This window comes from Sphaerisporangium viridialbum, assembly GCF_049674955.1.
Lineage (GTDB): Bacteria > Actinomycetota > Actinomycetes > Streptosporangiales > Streptosporangiaceae > Sphaerisporangium > Sphaerisporangium viridialbum.
Genome location: NZ_CP187232.1, coordinates 1,086,214 through 1,100,345 on the forward strand (window position 1 = coordinate 1,086,214; position 14,132 = coordinate 1,100,345).

General features: G+C 70.3%; 15 protein-coding genes. 12 read left to right on the forward strand and 3 right to left on the reverse strand.

The genetic code is table 11. The features are described 5' to 3' along the window. Window positions 1–4 precede the first annotated feature (4 nt). On the reverse strand, window positions 5–376 hold the full coding sequence (locus tag ACOZ38_RS05090) for an STAS domain-containing protein (protein ID WP_424529031.1): 372 nt from the start codon (window positions 374–376) through the stop codon (window positions 5–7). Between the two features lie 139 nt (window positions 377–515). On the opposite strand from ACOZ38_RS05090, the gene ACOZ38_RS05095 reads away from it, so the two are divergent. The 9 genes from ACOZ38_RS05095 (at window position 516) to ACOZ38_RS05135 (ending at window position 8,421) form a co-directional block, all read left to right on the forward strand. Next, a complete protein-coding gene (locus tag ACOZ38_RS05095; protein WP_424529032.1) occupies window positions 516–2,318 on the forward strand; it encodes a glycosyltransferase in 1,803 nt (600 codons plus the stop codon). A gap of 140 nt (window positions 2,319–2,458) precedes the next feature. After that, window positions 2,459–3,493, forward strand: coding sequence for an energy-coupling factor ABC transporter permease (locus tag ACOZ38_RS05100; protein ID WP_424529033.1), 1,035 nt, complete (start codon window positions 2,459–2,461; stop codon window positions 3,491–3,493). Then, window positions 3,493–4,257, forward strand: coding sequence for a cobalt ECF transporter T component CbiQ (cbiQ, locus tag ACOZ38_RS05105; protein WP_424529034.1), 765 nt, complete (start codon window positions 3,493–3,495; stop codon window positions 4,255–4,257). The genes ACOZ38_RS05100 and cbiQ overlap by 1 nt, the downstream gene beginning before the upstream one ends. After that, window positions 4,254–5,006 carry an energy-coupling factor ABC transporter ATP-binding protein gene (locus ACOZ38_RS05110; RefSeq protein WP_424529035.1) on the forward strand — a complete coding sequence of 251 codons (753 nt, stop codon included), beginning with the start codon at window positions 4,254–4,256 and terminating at the stop codon, window positions 5,004–5,006. The genes cbiQ and ACOZ38_RS05110 overlap by 4 nt, the downstream gene beginning before the upstream one ends. A gap of 119 nt (window positions 5,007–5,125) precedes the next feature. After that, on the forward strand, window positions 5,126–5,467 hold the full coding sequence (locus ACOZ38_RS05115) for an STAS domain-containing protein (protein ID WP_405144424.1): 342 nt from the start codon (window positions 5,126–5,128) through the stop codon (window positions 5,465–5,467). A gap of 48 nt (window positions 5,468–5,515) precedes the next feature. Next, window positions 5,516–6,289, forward strand: coding sequence for an SDR family NAD(P)-dependent oxidoreductase (locus tag ACOZ38_RS05120; protein WP_405144426.1), 774 nt, complete (start codon window positions 5,516–5,518; stop codon window positions 6,287–6,289). Window positions 6,290–6,310: 21 nt separating this feature from the next. Continuing rightward, window positions 6,311–7,075 carry a crotonase/enoyl-CoA hydratase family protein gene (locus ACOZ38_RS05125; RefSeq protein WP_424529036.1) on the forward strand — a complete coding sequence of 255 codons (765 nt, stop codon included), beginning with the start codon at window positions 6,311–6,313 and terminating at the stop codon, window positions 7,073–7,075. Window positions 7,076–7,256: 181 nt separating this feature from the next. Then, on the forward strand, window positions 7,257–7,904 hold the full coding sequence (locus tag ACOZ38_RS05130; protein ID WP_424529037.1) for a rhomboid family intramembrane serine protease: 648 nt from the start codon (window positions 7,257–7,259) through the stop codon (window positions 7,902–7,904). A gap of 106 nt (window positions 7,905–8,010) precedes the next feature. Then, window positions 8,011–8,421 carry a BlaI/MecI/CopY family transcriptional regulator gene (locus tag ACOZ38_RS05135; protein WP_424529038.1) on the forward strand — a complete coding sequence of 137 codons (411 nt, stop codon included), beginning with the start codon at window positions 8,011–8,013 and terminating at the stop codon, window positions 8,419–8,421. Between the two features lie 49 nt (window positions 8,422–8,470). Here the strand turns inward: ACOZ38_RS05135 and serC are convergent, their stop codons facing one another. Together serC and ACOZ38_RS05145 are read right to left on the reverse strand one after the other, a co-directional pair. Beyond that, window positions 8,471–9,583, reverse strand: coding sequence for a phosphoserine transaminase (gene serC, locus ACOZ38_RS05140; RefSeq protein ID WP_424529039.1), 1,113 nt, complete (start codon window positions 9,581–9,583; stop codon window positions 8,471–8,473). 177 nt (window positions 9,584–9,760) lie between these two features. Next, window positions 9,761–10,867, reverse strand: coding sequence for a citrate synthase 2 (locus ACOZ38_RS05145; RefSeq protein ID WP_405144435.1), 1,107 nt, complete (start codon window positions 10,865–10,867; stop codon window positions 9,761–9,763). A 170-nt stretch (window positions 10,868–11,037) separates the two neighbouring features. On the opposite strand from ACOZ38_RS05145, the gene pdxH reads away from it, so the two are divergent. The 3 genes from pdxH (at window position 11,038) to ACOZ38_RS05160 (ending at window position 13,971) form a co-directional block, all read left to right on the forward strand. Then, window positions 11,038–11,691 (forward strand): pyridoxamine 5'-phosphate oxidase, encoded by a 654-nt coding sequence (gene pdxH, locus ACOZ38_RS05150; protein WP_405144437.1) that lies wholly within the window; start codon window positions 11,038–11,040, stop codon window positions 11,689–11,691. Window positions 11,692–11,760: 69 nt separating this feature from the next. Next, the gene (locus tag ACOZ38_RS05155; protein WP_424529040.1) at window positions 11,761–13,017 is read left to right on the forward strand and encodes an MFS transporter; all 1,257 of its coding nucleotides are present in this window, start codon (window positions 11,761–11,763) and stop codon (window positions 13,015–13,017) included. 249 nt (window positions 13,018–13,266) lie between these two features. Beyond that, window positions 13,267–13,971 carry a metal-dependent transcriptional regulator gene (locus ACOZ38_RS05160; protein WP_405144441.1) on the forward strand — a complete coding sequence of 235 codons (705 nt, stop codon included), beginning with the start codon at window positions 13,267–13,269 and terminating at the stop codon, window positions 13,969–13,971. Window positions 13,972–14,132 lie beyond the last annotated feature (161 nt).

The following is a 14,132-nucleotide window of genomic DNA, read 5'->3' on the forward strand; positions in this document are numbered from 1 at the left end:
CCGGTCAGGCGGCCAGTACGATGCTGACGGCTTCCTTCGTGGTCGGGAAGGTCTCGAAGTGGTGGTCGAGATTGGTGATCGTGAGCAGCCTGGAGATCATGCCGGGGGCCACCGCCAGCGCCAGCCTTCCGCCCATCTCGCGCACCCTGTTGTAGGTGTGGACCAGCAGCCCCAGGCCGAGAGAGTCACAGAACGTGGTGCGGGTGAGATCGAGCACCAGGTACGGCGGGCGGCTCGCCTCGACCGCGCCGTCCAGTTCGGCGCGTAACAGGGGAACCGCGTTCATGTCCAGCTCGCCGGTGATCTCGACGATCGTGCATGCTTCCTCTCGCCTCAGGCGAATGCCCAGTCCTGTCCCACCTGCCGGGTAAGCCATGCGATCACCTCCGTTGCGGACTCGTTACCCTGGCAAAAAGGTAATAAGCCCACATAGCCAAATAAGCAGGTAGGGCGGGTGATGCCAACGCGTTGATTGGGCCTCGTGGCGCGGGTCGACGGTTACATAATGAATCGCAATGAAGACGGAAAGTAGTCGGCGCGTCGACGTGAGCATCGTGGTGCCCGTCCACAACTGCCGCCCCTATCTCGACCGGTGCCTCACCTCGCTGCTGGAGCAGCGCGTCAGCAAGGAGATCGTCATCGTCGATGACGGCTCCACCGACGGCAGCCGAGATCTTCTCGCCGACTATGCGACGAAATATCCGGAAATACGGGTGTCTTACCAGCAGGCCTCGGGCGGCGCCGGCAAGCCGAGGAACCGCGCGATCGCCCAGGCCAGCGGGCGTTATGTCTTCTTCTGCGATGCCGACGACCACCTCGGCCCCGAGGCGCTGCAACGCATGCTCGCGATGGCCGACCGCAACGGCTCCGACATCGTCCTCGGCAAGATGGTCGGCCACGGCCGCAAGGTTCCCACCTCCATGTTCCGGGAGAACCGCGAACGCGCCCCGCTCGGCGAGACCACCGTCTACAACTCGCTCACCTGCTTCAAGCTGTTCCGCCGCGAGCTGCTCATCCGCCACCGCATCATGTTCGACGAGTCGCTCAGGGTCGGCGAGGACATCGTCTTCTCCGTCCACGCGTACTGCCACGCCGAGACGATCTCCGTGGTCGCCGACCACGACTGCTACCACCTGGTGTCCCGTCCCGACGGCAGCAGCATCATGCAGGAGCCGGGCAGCCGCGACCCCCTCGCCTGGCTGCGCATGATCCGCGCGCCCATCGAGCTCATGACCAGGCACATCCCCGCTGGGCCGCTCCGTGACCACCTCCTGCGCAGGCATTTCCGCTTCGACATCCTCGGCCAGCTCGGCGCCCCGTTCCTGTCGCAGGACGCCGCGTCCCAGCGCGCGATCGTCCGCGAGGCGTCCGACCTGTGCGCGATCTGGCTGACCGACGGGGTGCTGGAGCGCTTACGTCCCATCGACCGGCTCAGGGCCGCCTCGCTCGGCGACGTCGACCGGCTGGTGCGGCTCGCGCGGGTCGAGACCGCCGCGGTCCGCCACAGCCTCACCGGGCTCGGGTGGGTGGGCGACCGGCTGGAGGTGTCCGGCCGCGCCGTCCTCACCGACTCGTGGAACGGCGTCACCGTCGGCCTGCTCCTGCGGGAGCGCTCCACCGGCACCGAGCGCCGCATCCCGGTGACCTCCGTGGCGGACGTCTTCGCGGGAAGCGTCGAGGTGTCGCGGCTGCCGCCCGGCGTCTGGGACATGTACGTCGTGATCGCATGCGAGGGCGTGCGCCGGGTGGCGAGGTTCGGCGCCGAGCGCGAGCCCGAGGTGCGCTGTCCCGGCCCGCGCCTCGCGGCGGCCGTCACGGCTCCGTACTTCACCCGCCCGCAGGGCAACCTCAGCGTGGACGTCGGCGGCCACGTCGTCACGGTCCCCGGGTCCGCGCGGCTGACGCGCGCCTCGTGGGCCGGCAAGGGAGTGCTGACGATCGAGGGCACGGTCGCCGTCGCGGGCGGGTGCCCGGCCGCGCGGTGCGTGCGCCAGGTGGTCTGGCGCGAGCGGTCCTCGGGCAACGAGCGCCGGGCGCCCGCGTCGGCCGTGGACGACGCGCTGTTCACCGCCACGGCCACGCTGGACGTCCCTGGCACCTGGGAGGCCAACGTGGAGCTCAACCTCGGCGGGCCGCCCGTGCGCTACCCCGTCCAGGTGGGCGAGGCCGAGCTGGGGCCGGGGGTGGCGTGGTGGCGCGGGCGGCGGCGCTGGACGGCGATGGCCAGGGCGTCCAAGGTCAGGCGCAAGCTCGTCGTCACGGTGCTCGCCCGAGGCCCGAAAGCGGTGGTGCGCCGGTCCATCCGCATCGGGCGGTGACGATCTGTCGGTGGCCCGCCGTATACATGGAGAGCGCCACCAGGCCTGACTGTTCATGCTTCGTTCGTTAATGCCACCTATTTGCAACTACAACACCATGGCCTAGAGTTGTCGCAGCTCGATCGCTCCGGAGGCTAGTGGTGCACGTACCAGACGGTTTCTTCGACGCCCCGGTGTCCATCGCCGCGGGCGCGTTCGCGGCGGCGGGGCTCGGCGTCTGCTTGCGCGGCGCGCGACGCGAGCTCGACGACCGTACGGCCCCGATGGCGGGCCTCGTGGCGGCCTTCGTCTTCGCCGTCCAGATGCTCAACTTCCCGGTCGCGGCCGGCACGAGCGGTCACCTGCTGGGCGGCACGCTGGCAGCGGTCCTGGTCGGGCCGTACACCGCGGTTCTGTGCGTGGCCGTGGTGCTGCTCGTCCAGGGGTTCTTCTTCGCCGACGGCGGCCTGACCGCCCTGGGCGTCAACATCACCCTGATGGCGATCGTGACGGCCGTCGTCGGCTGGGCGGTGTTCCGTCTGGTCGTGCGGGCCGCGCCGCGTGGCCGCACCGCGGTCGCGGTCGCCGCCTTCGTCGGGGCCGCGATCTCCGTGCCGGTCGCGGCGCTGGCCTTCACCGTGCTGTTCTGGATCGGCGGCACCGCCCCGATCGACGTGTCGTCGGTCGCGATGGCGATGGGCGGCGTGCACGTCCTGATCGGGCTGGGCGAGGGCGTGATCACGGCGCTGACCGTGAGCAGCGTGCTGGCCGTGCGGCCCGACCTCGTGTACGGCGCGCGGGGCCTCACGGCTCCGCTGGTGCTGCGCACGGCGGGCGGCGGGAGCACCGAGGTCACCACGGCCCCGGCCCCCGCGCCGGCCCGCAGCATCCGGCCGCTGCTCGTCGGGGGCGCGCTGGTCGCCGTGCTCCTCGCGGGCGTGGTCTCCTTCTACGCGTCGAGCAGCCCCGACGGACTGGAGAAGGTCGCGGGCGACAAGGGCCTCAACGTGAACGAGGAGCACCACCCGCTCGGCGACTCGCCCTTCGCCGACTACGGCGTCAAGGGCGTCGGCAGCGAGCGGCTGGCGGTCGGGGTCGCGGGCGTCGCGGGCGTCGGCATCACCGTGCTGGCCGGTGGCGCGATCTTCTACACCGTGCGCCGCCGGGGCCGTGACACCGAACGGGCGAGCGCGTAGTGGGTTCAGGCCACCACCACCAGCTCTACCGGCCGGGGGACACCGTCGTCCACCGGCTGCCGCCCGAATGCAAGCTGCCGGCCGTGGCGGGGTTCGCCGTGGTCGTCGTCGCCACGCCGCGCGACGCCTTCTGGGCCTTCGGGGTGTACGTCCTGCTGCTGGCGGCCGTCGCCGCGGTCGCCCGCGTCCCAGCGGGGTTCGTGCTGCGGCGCATGGTCATCGAGGTGCCGTTCGTCGTCTTCGCCGTCGCGCTGCCGATCATCGGGCTGGGCGCGCGCGTCGAGGTGCTCGGGCTGTCGCTCAGCGCCGAGGGGCTGTGGGCCGCGTGGAACATCCTCGCCAAGGCCACCCTCGGCGTCGTGGCGAGCATCCTGCTGGCCGCGACCACCGAGCCGCGCATGATGCTCCTGGGCGCGCAGCGGCTCAGGCTGCCCCAGCTGCTGGTGCAGATCGCGATGTTCATGCTCCGCTACATGGACGTGATCCTCGACGAGATGCGCAGGATGCGGGTCGCCCGCGAGTCGCGCGGCTTCGCGGCGCGTGACGTGCGGCACCTGCCGGTCCTGGCGAAGTCCGCAGGGGCGCTGTTCATCCGCTCGTACGAGCGTGGCGAGCGGGTGCACCTGGCTATGCTGAGCAGGGGATACACCGGGTCGATGCCGGTGGTCCACGAGGGGGGCGCATCGGTGGCGAGCTGGGCCACCGCCGCGCTCCTGCCGGCGGCGGCGCTGGCGACCGCCGTCCTTTCCTGGAGCCTTTCGTGACCCTGCCCCCGCTCTCCCTGCGCGTCAGCGAGCTGGCCTACGCCTATCCTGACGGCACCCAGGCGCTGTTCGGCGTCGACCTCACCATCGGGAGCGGCGAGCGGGTCGCGCTGCTCGGGCCGAACGGCGCGGGCAAGACCACGCTGGTCATGCACCTCAACGGCATCCTGACCGCCGGGCACGGGTCGGTCGAGATCGCGGGCCTGCCCGTGCGCAAGGACACTCTGGGGGAGATCCGCCGTCGGGTCGGCCTGGTGTTCCAGGATCCTGACGACCAGCTTTTCATGCCCACGGTGCGCGAGGACGTCGCGTTCGGCCCCGCGAACCTCGGCCTGCGCGGCCCCGAGCTGGAGCGCCGGGTGCGCGACGCGCTCGACCAGGTCGGGCTGCCCGAGGTGATCGACCGGCCGCCGCACCACCTGTCGTTCGGGCAGCGCCGCAGGGTCGCCGTGGCGACGGTGCTCGCCATGCGTCCCGAGATCCTCGTGCTGGACGAGCCGTCCTCCAACCTCGACCCCGCCTCGCGGCGTGAGCTGGCCGAAGTCCTGCGCTCGCTGGACGTCACCGTGCTGATGGTCACGCACGACCTGCCGTACGCCATGGAGCTCTGTGAGCGCTCACTCATCCTCTCCGGAGGCGTGATCGCGGCCGACGGCCCGACCGGCGACCTCCTCGGCGATCCGGCCCTGCTCGCGGCCCACCGCCTGGAGCTCCCGTACGGCTTCGCGGTCGCAGAACGGCCGCACTGATCCGCCCCGGCCGCCCCCGTGCGGGGCCGTACCGGCGTCCGGTGAGCGGCCGATCTTATGGCCACGTGACTTCTGTCACGGTGATTGCGAAGTAAAGTGGGCCCGCGAGGAGGTTCCACATGAAGCTGCGGCTGGCGCGGCGCGCGTTCGGCGACGCCGTCGTCGTGGCTGTCGAGGGTGAGCTTGATCTGTTCACGGCGCCGTTCCTGCGCGACGAGGTGCGCGAGGCGATCAAGCAGGACAGCAACCGGCTCGTGCTCGACCTCGGCGCGCTGTCGTTCATGGATTCCAGCGGCCTGTCCGTGCTCATCGAGGCGTGGCGCCTCGCGACGGGCGAGGGCGGCGGGGTCTCCCTGGCGGCTCCGCAGGCTCCGGTGGCGCGCATCCTCCGCACGACCGGGCTCGACCGGCGCATCAAGGTCTACCCCGACGTCGACGCGGCCATCTCGGGCGAGATTTGAGCCACCCCTAGTAGAACTTCATTCGGTTGCCACGTTAGGGTCCGGGATATGGACCTGAACGGAGCAGCAGCAATCATCTCAGGCGGTGCCAGCGGCCTCGGCGAGGCCACCGCACGCGAACTGGCGGGCATCGGCGCCACCGTCGTCATCGCCGACCTCAACGTCGAGCGCGGCAAGGCCCTCGCCGACGAGCTCGGCGGCGTCTTCGCGCAGACCGACGTCTCCGACGAGGCCTCGGTCCAGGCGGCCGTGGACGCCGCCGTCGCGACGGGCAAGCCGCTCCGCGCCGTCGTCAACAGCGCGGGCATCGGCTGGGCCTCCCGTACGGTGGGCAGGGACGGCTCGCCGCATGACCTCGCCAGCTACCGCAAGGTGATCGACGTCAACCTGATCGGCACCTTCAACCTCATGCGCATCGGCGCGGCGGCCATGGCGAAGACCGAGCCCGCCGACGCCGACGGAGCCCGTGGCGTCGTCATCAACACCGCCTCGGTCGCGGGCATCGAGGGGCAGACCGGCCAGGTGGCCTACAGCGCCTCCAAGGGCGGCATCATCGGCATGACCCTGCCCGCCGCGCGTGACCTCGCGGCGATCGGCGTCCGCGTCCTGACGATCGCGCCGGGCATCATCGACACTCCCATCTACGGGTCGGGCCCCGAGTCCGAGGCGTTCAAGGCCAAGCTCTCGGCGCCCGTGCCGTTCCCCAAGCGGATGGGCCGGGCGTCCGAGTTCGGCCACCTGGTGCGCGCCCTCATCGAGAACGACTACATGAACGGCGAGGTCATCCGCTTCGACGGCGGCATCCGTTTCCAGCCCAAGTGAGACCGCCAACCGGAGGTAAGGGTGTCTGACGAGGTTCTCGTCGAGGTCGAGGGCGGCATCGCCGTCATCACGATCAACCGGCCGCAGGCCAGGAACGCCATCAACGGCAACGTCGCACGCGCCGTCGTCGCGGCCCTGGACGAGCTGGAGGAGCGCAAGGACGTCTCCGCGTACGTCCTGACAGGGGCCGGTGGCACGTTCTCCGCCGGCATGGACCTCAAGGGGTTCCTGACCGGCGACTTCCCGCTCGTCGAGGGGCGGGGCTTCGGCGGTCTCACCGAGAGGCCGCCGAGGAAGCCCATCGTCGCGGCCGTGGAGGGCTACGCGCTCGCCGGCGGCTTCGAGCTGGTGCTGGCCTGCGACATCGTCGTCGCCTCGGAGGAGGCGAAGTTCGGCCTGCCGGAGCCCAAGCGCGGCCTGGTCGCCGCGGCCGGCGGCGTGATGCGGCTGCCGCGCCGCATCCCGTACCACATTGCCATGGAGATCGCGCTGACCGGCGATCACTACCCGGCGTCGCGGCTGTACGAGCTGGGCCTGGTGAACCGCGTCACCCCCGCGGGGGAGGCGCTGGCCACGGCCAAGGAGATCGCGGCCAAGATCGCCGCCAACGCTCCGCTGGCGCTCCTGGCGACCAAGCGCGTCCTGGTCGAGTCGGCGGACTGGTCGCGGGACGAGATGTTCGCGAAGCAGGGGGAGATCATCAACCCGGTGTTCGGCTCCAAGGACGCCATGGAGGGCGCGGCGGCCTTCGCCGAGAAGCGCGCCCCCAATTGGGCGGGGGAGTGATCTCCGCCCCTTAATGATCGGCACCGCGCTTCAATGATCATTTAGCGAAGGCGCATGTTGCCCCGATGGTGGGCAACATGCGCCTTATTCGTGTCTCGCGGTAAATCACGGGTTAAACACCGTTTGCGTACGGTAAAGGGAGGACAAAGCGCGTTCGAGGGCACGTCACAAGAGGAGAGCGATGAGCGACTACGCGACCGGGGTTGCACCTGCCGGCCGATCCTCGGGCGAGGTGGTCAAGCAGCGCGTGGTCGGCCTGGTCACGGGAGCCCTCGGTGCCGCCATCGTCGTCTCGCTCCTGGTGGCCGTGGAATGGGGCGTCGAGGTCGCGGACTACGTCCTGCCCCAGGATCTCGACCGGTACGGCATCGTCGCCCACGAGCGGAACGGGCTGGTCGGCATCTTTCTCGCCCCGTTCCTGCACGCGGGCTTCGCGCACCTGATGGCGAACACCATGCCGCTGGCCATCCTGGGCTTTCTGGCCGCGCTGCGCGGCCTCGGGCGGTTCTTCGTGGCCAGCCTGATCATCATCATCGTCAGCGGGCTCGGGGTGTGGTGGTACAGCCAGCCGGGGGGGCTCACGGTGGGCGCCAGCGGGCTGGTGTTCGGCTACTTCGGGTACGTCGTGACGCGCGGGCTGTTCGACCGGCATCTGCTGGACATCGCGCTCGGCATCGGAGTCGCCGTCCTGTACTACTCGCTGATCTGGGGAGTGCTCCCGGGACAGCCCGGCATCTCCTGGCAGGGCCACCTGTTCGGGCTGGTGGGCGGGGTGCTCGCCGCATACGTGCTGCGCCGCAGGAGGCGGCGGCCCGTCGCGGTGGCCTGAGACGGCAGGCCACGCCGGCGGATCACCGCAGCGTGCTCCGATGTGGAGTCAGACAGTCAGCAACCGTTACTAGTCGTGTCGGCGGTCGCTGGGAGACAATGTCAGCGTGAAAAGCCTGGGATCTCTGGAGCGCGCCATCATGGAGGTGCTCTGGGATTCCACCCATCCGTTGCTCGTCCGCGAGCTCCAGGCGGTGCTCAACGCCGAGGCCGAGAAGTCGCTGGCGTACACCACGGTGCAGACCGTCGCCGAGCGCCTGGTCAAGAAGGGGCTGCTGAGCCGCGCCCCCGAGCGCAAGGCCTTCCGCTACTCCGCCGGCCGCTCGCGCGACGAGCATGTCACGGCGGTGATGCTGGAGGCCCTGGCCGAGAGCCCCGACCGGGCACCCGTGCTCTCGTGCTTCGCGCGGAGCGTCGACCTCGACGACGCGCTGCGGCTGCTGGAGGAGCTGGCCCGCCGCACGGGCGGGCACAGGCATGTCGGGGGCCCCGGCTGGGTGCCGCCGCCCTCGCCCTAGACCCTGGTCACGGATGCCCGGCCCAGGGTCTCGGGCACTGGTCCGGCTTTCAGAGACGCTCGACCACGTGGTCGACGCAGGCCGTCAGCGCCTCGACGTCGGCCGGGTCGATGGCCGGGAACATCGCGATGCGCAGCTGGTTGCGGCCGAGCTTGCGGTAGGGCTCGGTGTCGACGATGCCGTTGGCCCGCAGGACCTTCGCCACCTCGGCCGCGTCGACCTCGTCCGCGAAGTCGATGGTGCCGACGACGTTCGACCGCTGAGCGGGGTCGGCGACGAAGGGCGTGGTGTAGGAGGTCTTCTCGGCCCAGTTGTACAGCCGGGACGCCGAGTCGGCGGTGCGCGCGGTGGTCCAGGCCAGGCCGCCGTTGCCGTTCATCCAGTCGAGCTGGTCGGCCAGCAGGAACAGCGTGGCCACGGCCGGGGTGTTGTAGGTCTGGTCCTTGGAGGAGTTGTCGATCGCCGTCGGCAGGCTGAAGAACTCGGGGACGAACCGGTCGGTTGCCGCGATCTCGTCGACCCGGGCCAGCGCGCGGGGCGAGAACAGCCCGATCCACAGGCCGCCGTCGGAGGCGAAGCTCTTCTGGGGCGCGAAGTAGTAGACGTCGAACTCGCTCGCCTCGACGGGCAGGCCGCCCGCGCCGGAGGTGGCGTCGACCAGCACCAGCGAGTCGTCACCGCCCACGCGCCTGATCGGCATCGCGACGCCGGTGGAGGTCTCGTTGTGGGTCAGCGCGTAGACGTCGACGCCGGCCTCGGGCATCGCGCTCGGGTGGCTGCCCACCGCGGACTTGATCACGGTCGGCTCGCCCAGCCACGGCGCCTTGGCCGCGACGGCCGCGAACTTCGACGAGAACTCGCCGAAGTTCAGGTGCTGGGACTTCTCCTTGATGAGCCCGAAGGCGGCGATGTCCCAGAACGCGGTCGTGCCGCCGTTGCCCAGCACGACCTCGTACCCCTCGGGGAGGGAGAACAGGTCGGCGAGGCCCTCGCGGACCCGGCGCACCAGGTTCTTCACCGGCTTCTGGCGGTGGGAGGTGCCCATCACGCTCGCGCCGGCGGCTGCCAGGGCGGCGAGCTGCTCGGGGCGTACCTTCGAAGGCCCGCAGCCGAAACGGCCGTCCGCGGGCTTGAGTTCAGCGGGAATCTCGATGTCAGCCACGTAACCAAGGGTAGTGAGCCGTCTCGGTGGTTACGCCCCGGGTCCGGATCGTGAGATACACGCGCTCGTGTCCGCCTACGTCACGGTGGTGCCCGGACGCGCGAAAGGCCCGCAACTGGGGGCTGCGGGCCCTCTGTAGGGGGTGAGTACCGGGACGAAGGGGAGGCCCGGGGGCAGTCAGTGCTTGCCGACGACCTCGCCGGCGCCGGGGACGTCGTTGACCGAGCGCTGCGGGGGGCCGACGTACTTGGCGCTGGGGCGGACGAGCCTGCCCGTGCGCTTCTGCTCCAGGATGTGCGCCGCCCAGCCGGCGGTGCGGGCGCAGGTGAACATCGAGGTGAACATGTGCGGCGGCACCTCGGCGAAGTCCAGCATGATCGCCGCCCAGAACTCCACGTTCGTGGCGAGGACGCGGTCGGGCTTGCGGGCGTGCAGCTCGGCCAGCGCGGCGGTCTCCAGCGCGCACGCGACCTCATAGCGCGGGGCGTTCAGCTCCTGCGCGGTGCGGCGCAGCACGCGGGCGCGGGGGTCCTCGGCGCGGTAGACGCGGTGGCCGAAGCCCATCAGCCGCTCACCGCTGTCGAGGGCCTTCTTGACGTAGGTCTCGGCGCTGCCGATGCGCTCGACCTCTTCGATCATGTGCAGCACGCGGGCCGGGGCCCCGCCGTGCAGCGGGCCGGACATGGCGCCCACCGCGCCCGAAAGGGCGGCGGCGACGTCGGCGCCGGTGGAGGCGATGACGCGCGCGGTGAACGTGGAGGCGTTCATGCCGTGCTCGGCGGCGGAGGTCCAGTAGGCGTCGATGGCCTTGACGTGCTTGGGGTCGGGCTCGCCGCGCCAGCGGACCATGAAGCGCTCGACGATCGTGGCGGCCTCGTCGACGCGCGACTGGGGCACCATGGGCAGGCCGAGCCCGCGGGCGGACTGGGCGACGAACGACAGCGCGGTGACCGAGGCGCGTGCGAGATCGTCGCGGGCCTGGTCTTCGTCGATGTCGAGAAGCTGGCGGAAGCCGTACGCCGGGGCCAGCATGGCCAGGGCGCTCTGGACGTCGACGCGGATGTCACCGGAGTGGACAGGAATGGGGTACGGCTCGGCCGGGGGCAGGCCCGGCTTGAACTTGTTGTCGACCAGCAGGCCCCAGACGTGTCCGTACGAGACCCGCCCGACCAGCTCTTCGATGTCGACGCCCCGGTAGCGAAGGGCGCCCCCTTCTTTGTCCGGTTCCGCGATCTCGGTCTCGAACGCAACTACGCCTTCCAGCCCGGGTTTGAAGTCGGACATTCTCGGCCGCCTCCCTTTCTTGAAGTCAAAGCCTTGATGTCGAGATACCGGCGGGTCATATTCAACCCCCTAGGCGGGAGTGCTCCGCCTCCGGACCCGCCGAAGCGGGATCGTCCCTGGTAGGGGGTACCGCTTCGGTGGTGGTGCCGAACGCGGAAGAATACCGGTCTGTGGATGCCGCATCGAGCCCGCCGTCCTTCGCCGGGCTCCGCCGTACATACGAGGGACTGCCTTTGAGAGAGGCCGACCTCGCCGCCGACCCCGTCACCCAGTTCACCTCGTGGTTCGCCGAAGCCGTGGAGGCAGGGCTTCCCGAGCCGAACGCCATGATCGTCGCCACCGCCTCCGCCGGGGGCCGGCCGACCGCCAGAACCGTCCTGCTCAAGGGGTACGACCAGGAGGGGTTCGTCTTCTACACCAACTACGAGTCGCGCAAGGGCCGCGACCTCGCGGAGAACCCGCGCGCGTCTCTGGTCTTCCCCTGGCACCCGCTCCGGCGCCAGGTCCGCGTGGAGGGCCATGTGGTGCGGCTGCCGCGCGAGGACTCCGCCGCGTACTTCAACTCCCGCCCGTACGGCTCGCGCATCGGGGCCTGGGCCTCGCGGCAGTCGGCGGTCGTGCCGTCCAGGGAAGCGCTGGACGCGCGCTACAGCGAGCTGGCAGAACGCTGGCCGCAGGAGCCGCCGATGCCCGACTTCTGGGGCGGCTTCCGGGTCGTTCCCTCGGAGGTCGAGTTCTGGCAGGGGCAGGTCGACCGCATGCACGACCGGCTGCGCTACCGCCGTTCCGGCCAGAAGTGGGTGGTCGAACGCCTGGCCCCCTGAGCTGTCGCTCAGCTTGCCTGGGTACAGTGCCCGGGTACATGCCAGTTGCGCGGGGTCGGCGAGGTGGGGATGGCGGGGGTCCAGTCGGGGCTGAGGCGCGTCGCCGTCGACACCAGGCCCCTGCGCGTCCCGGCGTACCGCAGGCTGCTGATGGGGCAGGGCGTCTCGTTCATCGGCTTCCAGCTCACCTCGGTGGCGGTGAGCGCCCAGGTATACGACATCACCGGGTCCTCGTTGTGGGTCGGCATTCTCGGCCCGGTGAACCTCATTCCGCTGGTGGTCTTCGGCCTGTGGGGCGGCGCCGTCGCCGACGCGGTCGACCGCCGCAGGCTGCTGCTCACCGGCTCGCTGGTCGCCTGGGCGGGCACCCTCGCCCTGCTGCTCCACGCCCTGTCGGGGCTGGGCAACGTCTATCTGTTGCTCGCCGTGGTCGCCGTCCAGTCGACGGGGTTCGCGATCACCTCCCCGGTACGGGGCGCGATCATCCCCCGTTTGGTCCCGGCCGAGCGGGTCGCCGCTGCCAACACGCTGAACTTCCTGGTGAGCAGCGTCGGGACGGTGCTCGGGCCGCTGCTGGCCGGCATCGTGCTCGCGAAGTCCGGGTTCGCGATGGCGTACCTCATCGACGTGATCCTCTTCAGCGCCGGGTTCTACGCCGCCTTCCGGCTGCCGCGCCTCGACCCCATCGGTGAGATCTCCCGGCCCGGGCTGCGCTCTGTGGTCGACGGGCTCCGCTACATCGCGGGGCAGCCGATCGTGATGATGTCCTTCGTGGTCGACATCATCGCCATGGCGTTCGCGATGCCCAGGGCGCTCTATCCCGAGCTCGCCGCCGAGCGCTTCGGAGGGTCCGCCATCGCCTTCGGCTGGCTCTCGGCCAGCCTGGCCATCGGCGGGGTCGCGGCGGGGCTGCTGTCCGGATGGGTCGGCCGGGTGCGCCGGCAGGGCGTGGCGCTGACCGTGGTGATCGCGCTCTGGGGCCTCACGGTGGCCGCGGCGGCGTTCGCGCAGCCGCTGTGGCTGATCGTCACACTGCTGGCGGTCGGGGGCGCGATCGACCTGGTCTCGGCCGTCTGGCGGCAGACGATCCTGCAGACCTACGCGCCCGACGAGATGCGCGGGCGCATGCAGGGGGTGTTCATGGTCGTCGTGGCGGGCGGCCCCCGGCTCGGGGACCTTCGGGCGGGCACGACGGCGAGTGCCTTCGGGCTCGTCCCGGCCTGGGCGGGCGGGGGGCTGCTGTGCGCCGCGATCGTGCTGGTCGCCGGCCTCGCCGTGCCCGCCTTCAGGAACTACGACGCGACGGCCGGGCGTCTCGGACGGTGAGATCCGAAAGATCACGTTATGGGCGTTGGCGCGACGCCGCCCGCGAACAGTGAGATCCTTGGGGAGGAGTCACGTCCTTCCCGCTGCTCGCGGTCATTCGCCATCTCGGGCCGTTCTGTCAGTAGGTCTGCGTAAGCTCTGTTCAGACGTCGAATCCGTGCCCCTGGCGAGAGTGTCCTCACCCTGTTCTGGACACGACCGGCAAGGCCGGGCGCCGGACGTAGCATCGATACTTGGAGGGGAGGAGCTTTGACCGCACACGGCCTGATCGACACCACGGAGATGTACCTTCGCACCATCTTCGAGCTGGAAGAGGAGGGGATCACCCCTCTGCGTGCCCGCATCGCCGAGCGTTTGCAGCAGAGCGGCCCGACGGTCAGTCAGACGGTGGCTCGCATGGAGCGCGACGGCCTCGTCCGCGTCGAGGGCGACCGCCACCTGACCATGACCGACCTCGGGCGCACTCTCGCCACGCGCGTCATGCGCAAACACCGCCTGGCCGAGTGCCTCCTCACCCAGGTCATCGGCCTCCCGTGGGAAGAGGTGCACGTCGAGGCCTGCCGCTGGGAGCACGTCATGTCCGAGTCGGTGGAGGCCCGCCTGGTCAACCTCCTCGGCAACCCGGTGGTCTGCCCCCACGGCAACCCCATCCCCGGCCTCGACGAGCTGGGGGTCAAAGAGCCCGATGAGTCCGTCCATGAGGTGATCTCCGCCATGGCCGATCTGGCAGGGCCAGGAGATATCCCCGTGGTCGTCCGCCGAATTAGCGAACAAGTGCAAAGTGATCCCGCTGTGATGCTTAAACTCAAGCAAGTTGGGATACAACCCGGACGCGAGGTGACGCTCGCGGCGAGCGACGACGGTGTACGGGTGACGGGTGACGATGAAGCGCACAACATTCCCGCGGACTTCCCGCGTGATGTCGCCGCGCACGTCTTCGTCTCCCGACGCTGACCCAGGGCGTGCTTGGTTGGTTCCCAGTAGGGAGTTATCCCTTCCCTTGTTCGACAACTTGGCCGTCCCGGAGCCCCCGGGGGAACGCCGCCTTGCCGTCGAGGCTGCTGCAGGAGCGCATGTGGTCCGCTATGCGATTGACACCCTTCGAGGGGTGGCCG

Excerpts from the sequence above, each read along its gene's own strand:
- ACOZ38_RS05090 (WP_424529031.1), bottom strand. The coding sequence starts at position 376 with ATGGCTTACCCGGCAGGTGGGACAGGACTGGGCATTCGCCTGAGGCGA.
- ACOZ38_RS05095 (WP_424529032.1), top strand. The coding sequence starts at position 516 with ATGAAGACGGAAAGTAGTCGGCGCGTCGACGTGAGCATCGTGGTGCCC.
- ACOZ38_RS05115 (WP_405144424.1), top strand. The coding sequence starts at position 5,126 with ATGAAGCTGCGGCTGGCGCGGCGCGCGTTCGGCGACGCCGTCGTCGTG.
- ACOZ38_RS05120 (WP_405144426.1), top strand. The coding sequence starts at position 5,516 with ATGGACCTGAACGGAGCAGCAGCAATCATCTCAGGCGGTGCCAGCGGC.
- ACOZ38_RS05130 (WP_424529037.1), top strand. The coding sequence starts at position 7,257 with ATGAGCGACTACGCGACCGGGGTTGCACCTGCCGGCCGATCCTCGGGC.
- ACOZ38_RS05145 (WP_405144435.1), bottom strand. The coding sequence starts at position 10,867 with ATGTCCGACTTCAAACCCGGGCTGGAAGGCGTAGTTGCGTTCGAGACC.
- ACOZ38_RS05155 (WP_424529040.1), top strand. The coding sequence starts at position 11,761 with ATGGCGGGGGTCCAGTCGGGGCTGAGGCGCGTCGCCGTCGACACCAGG.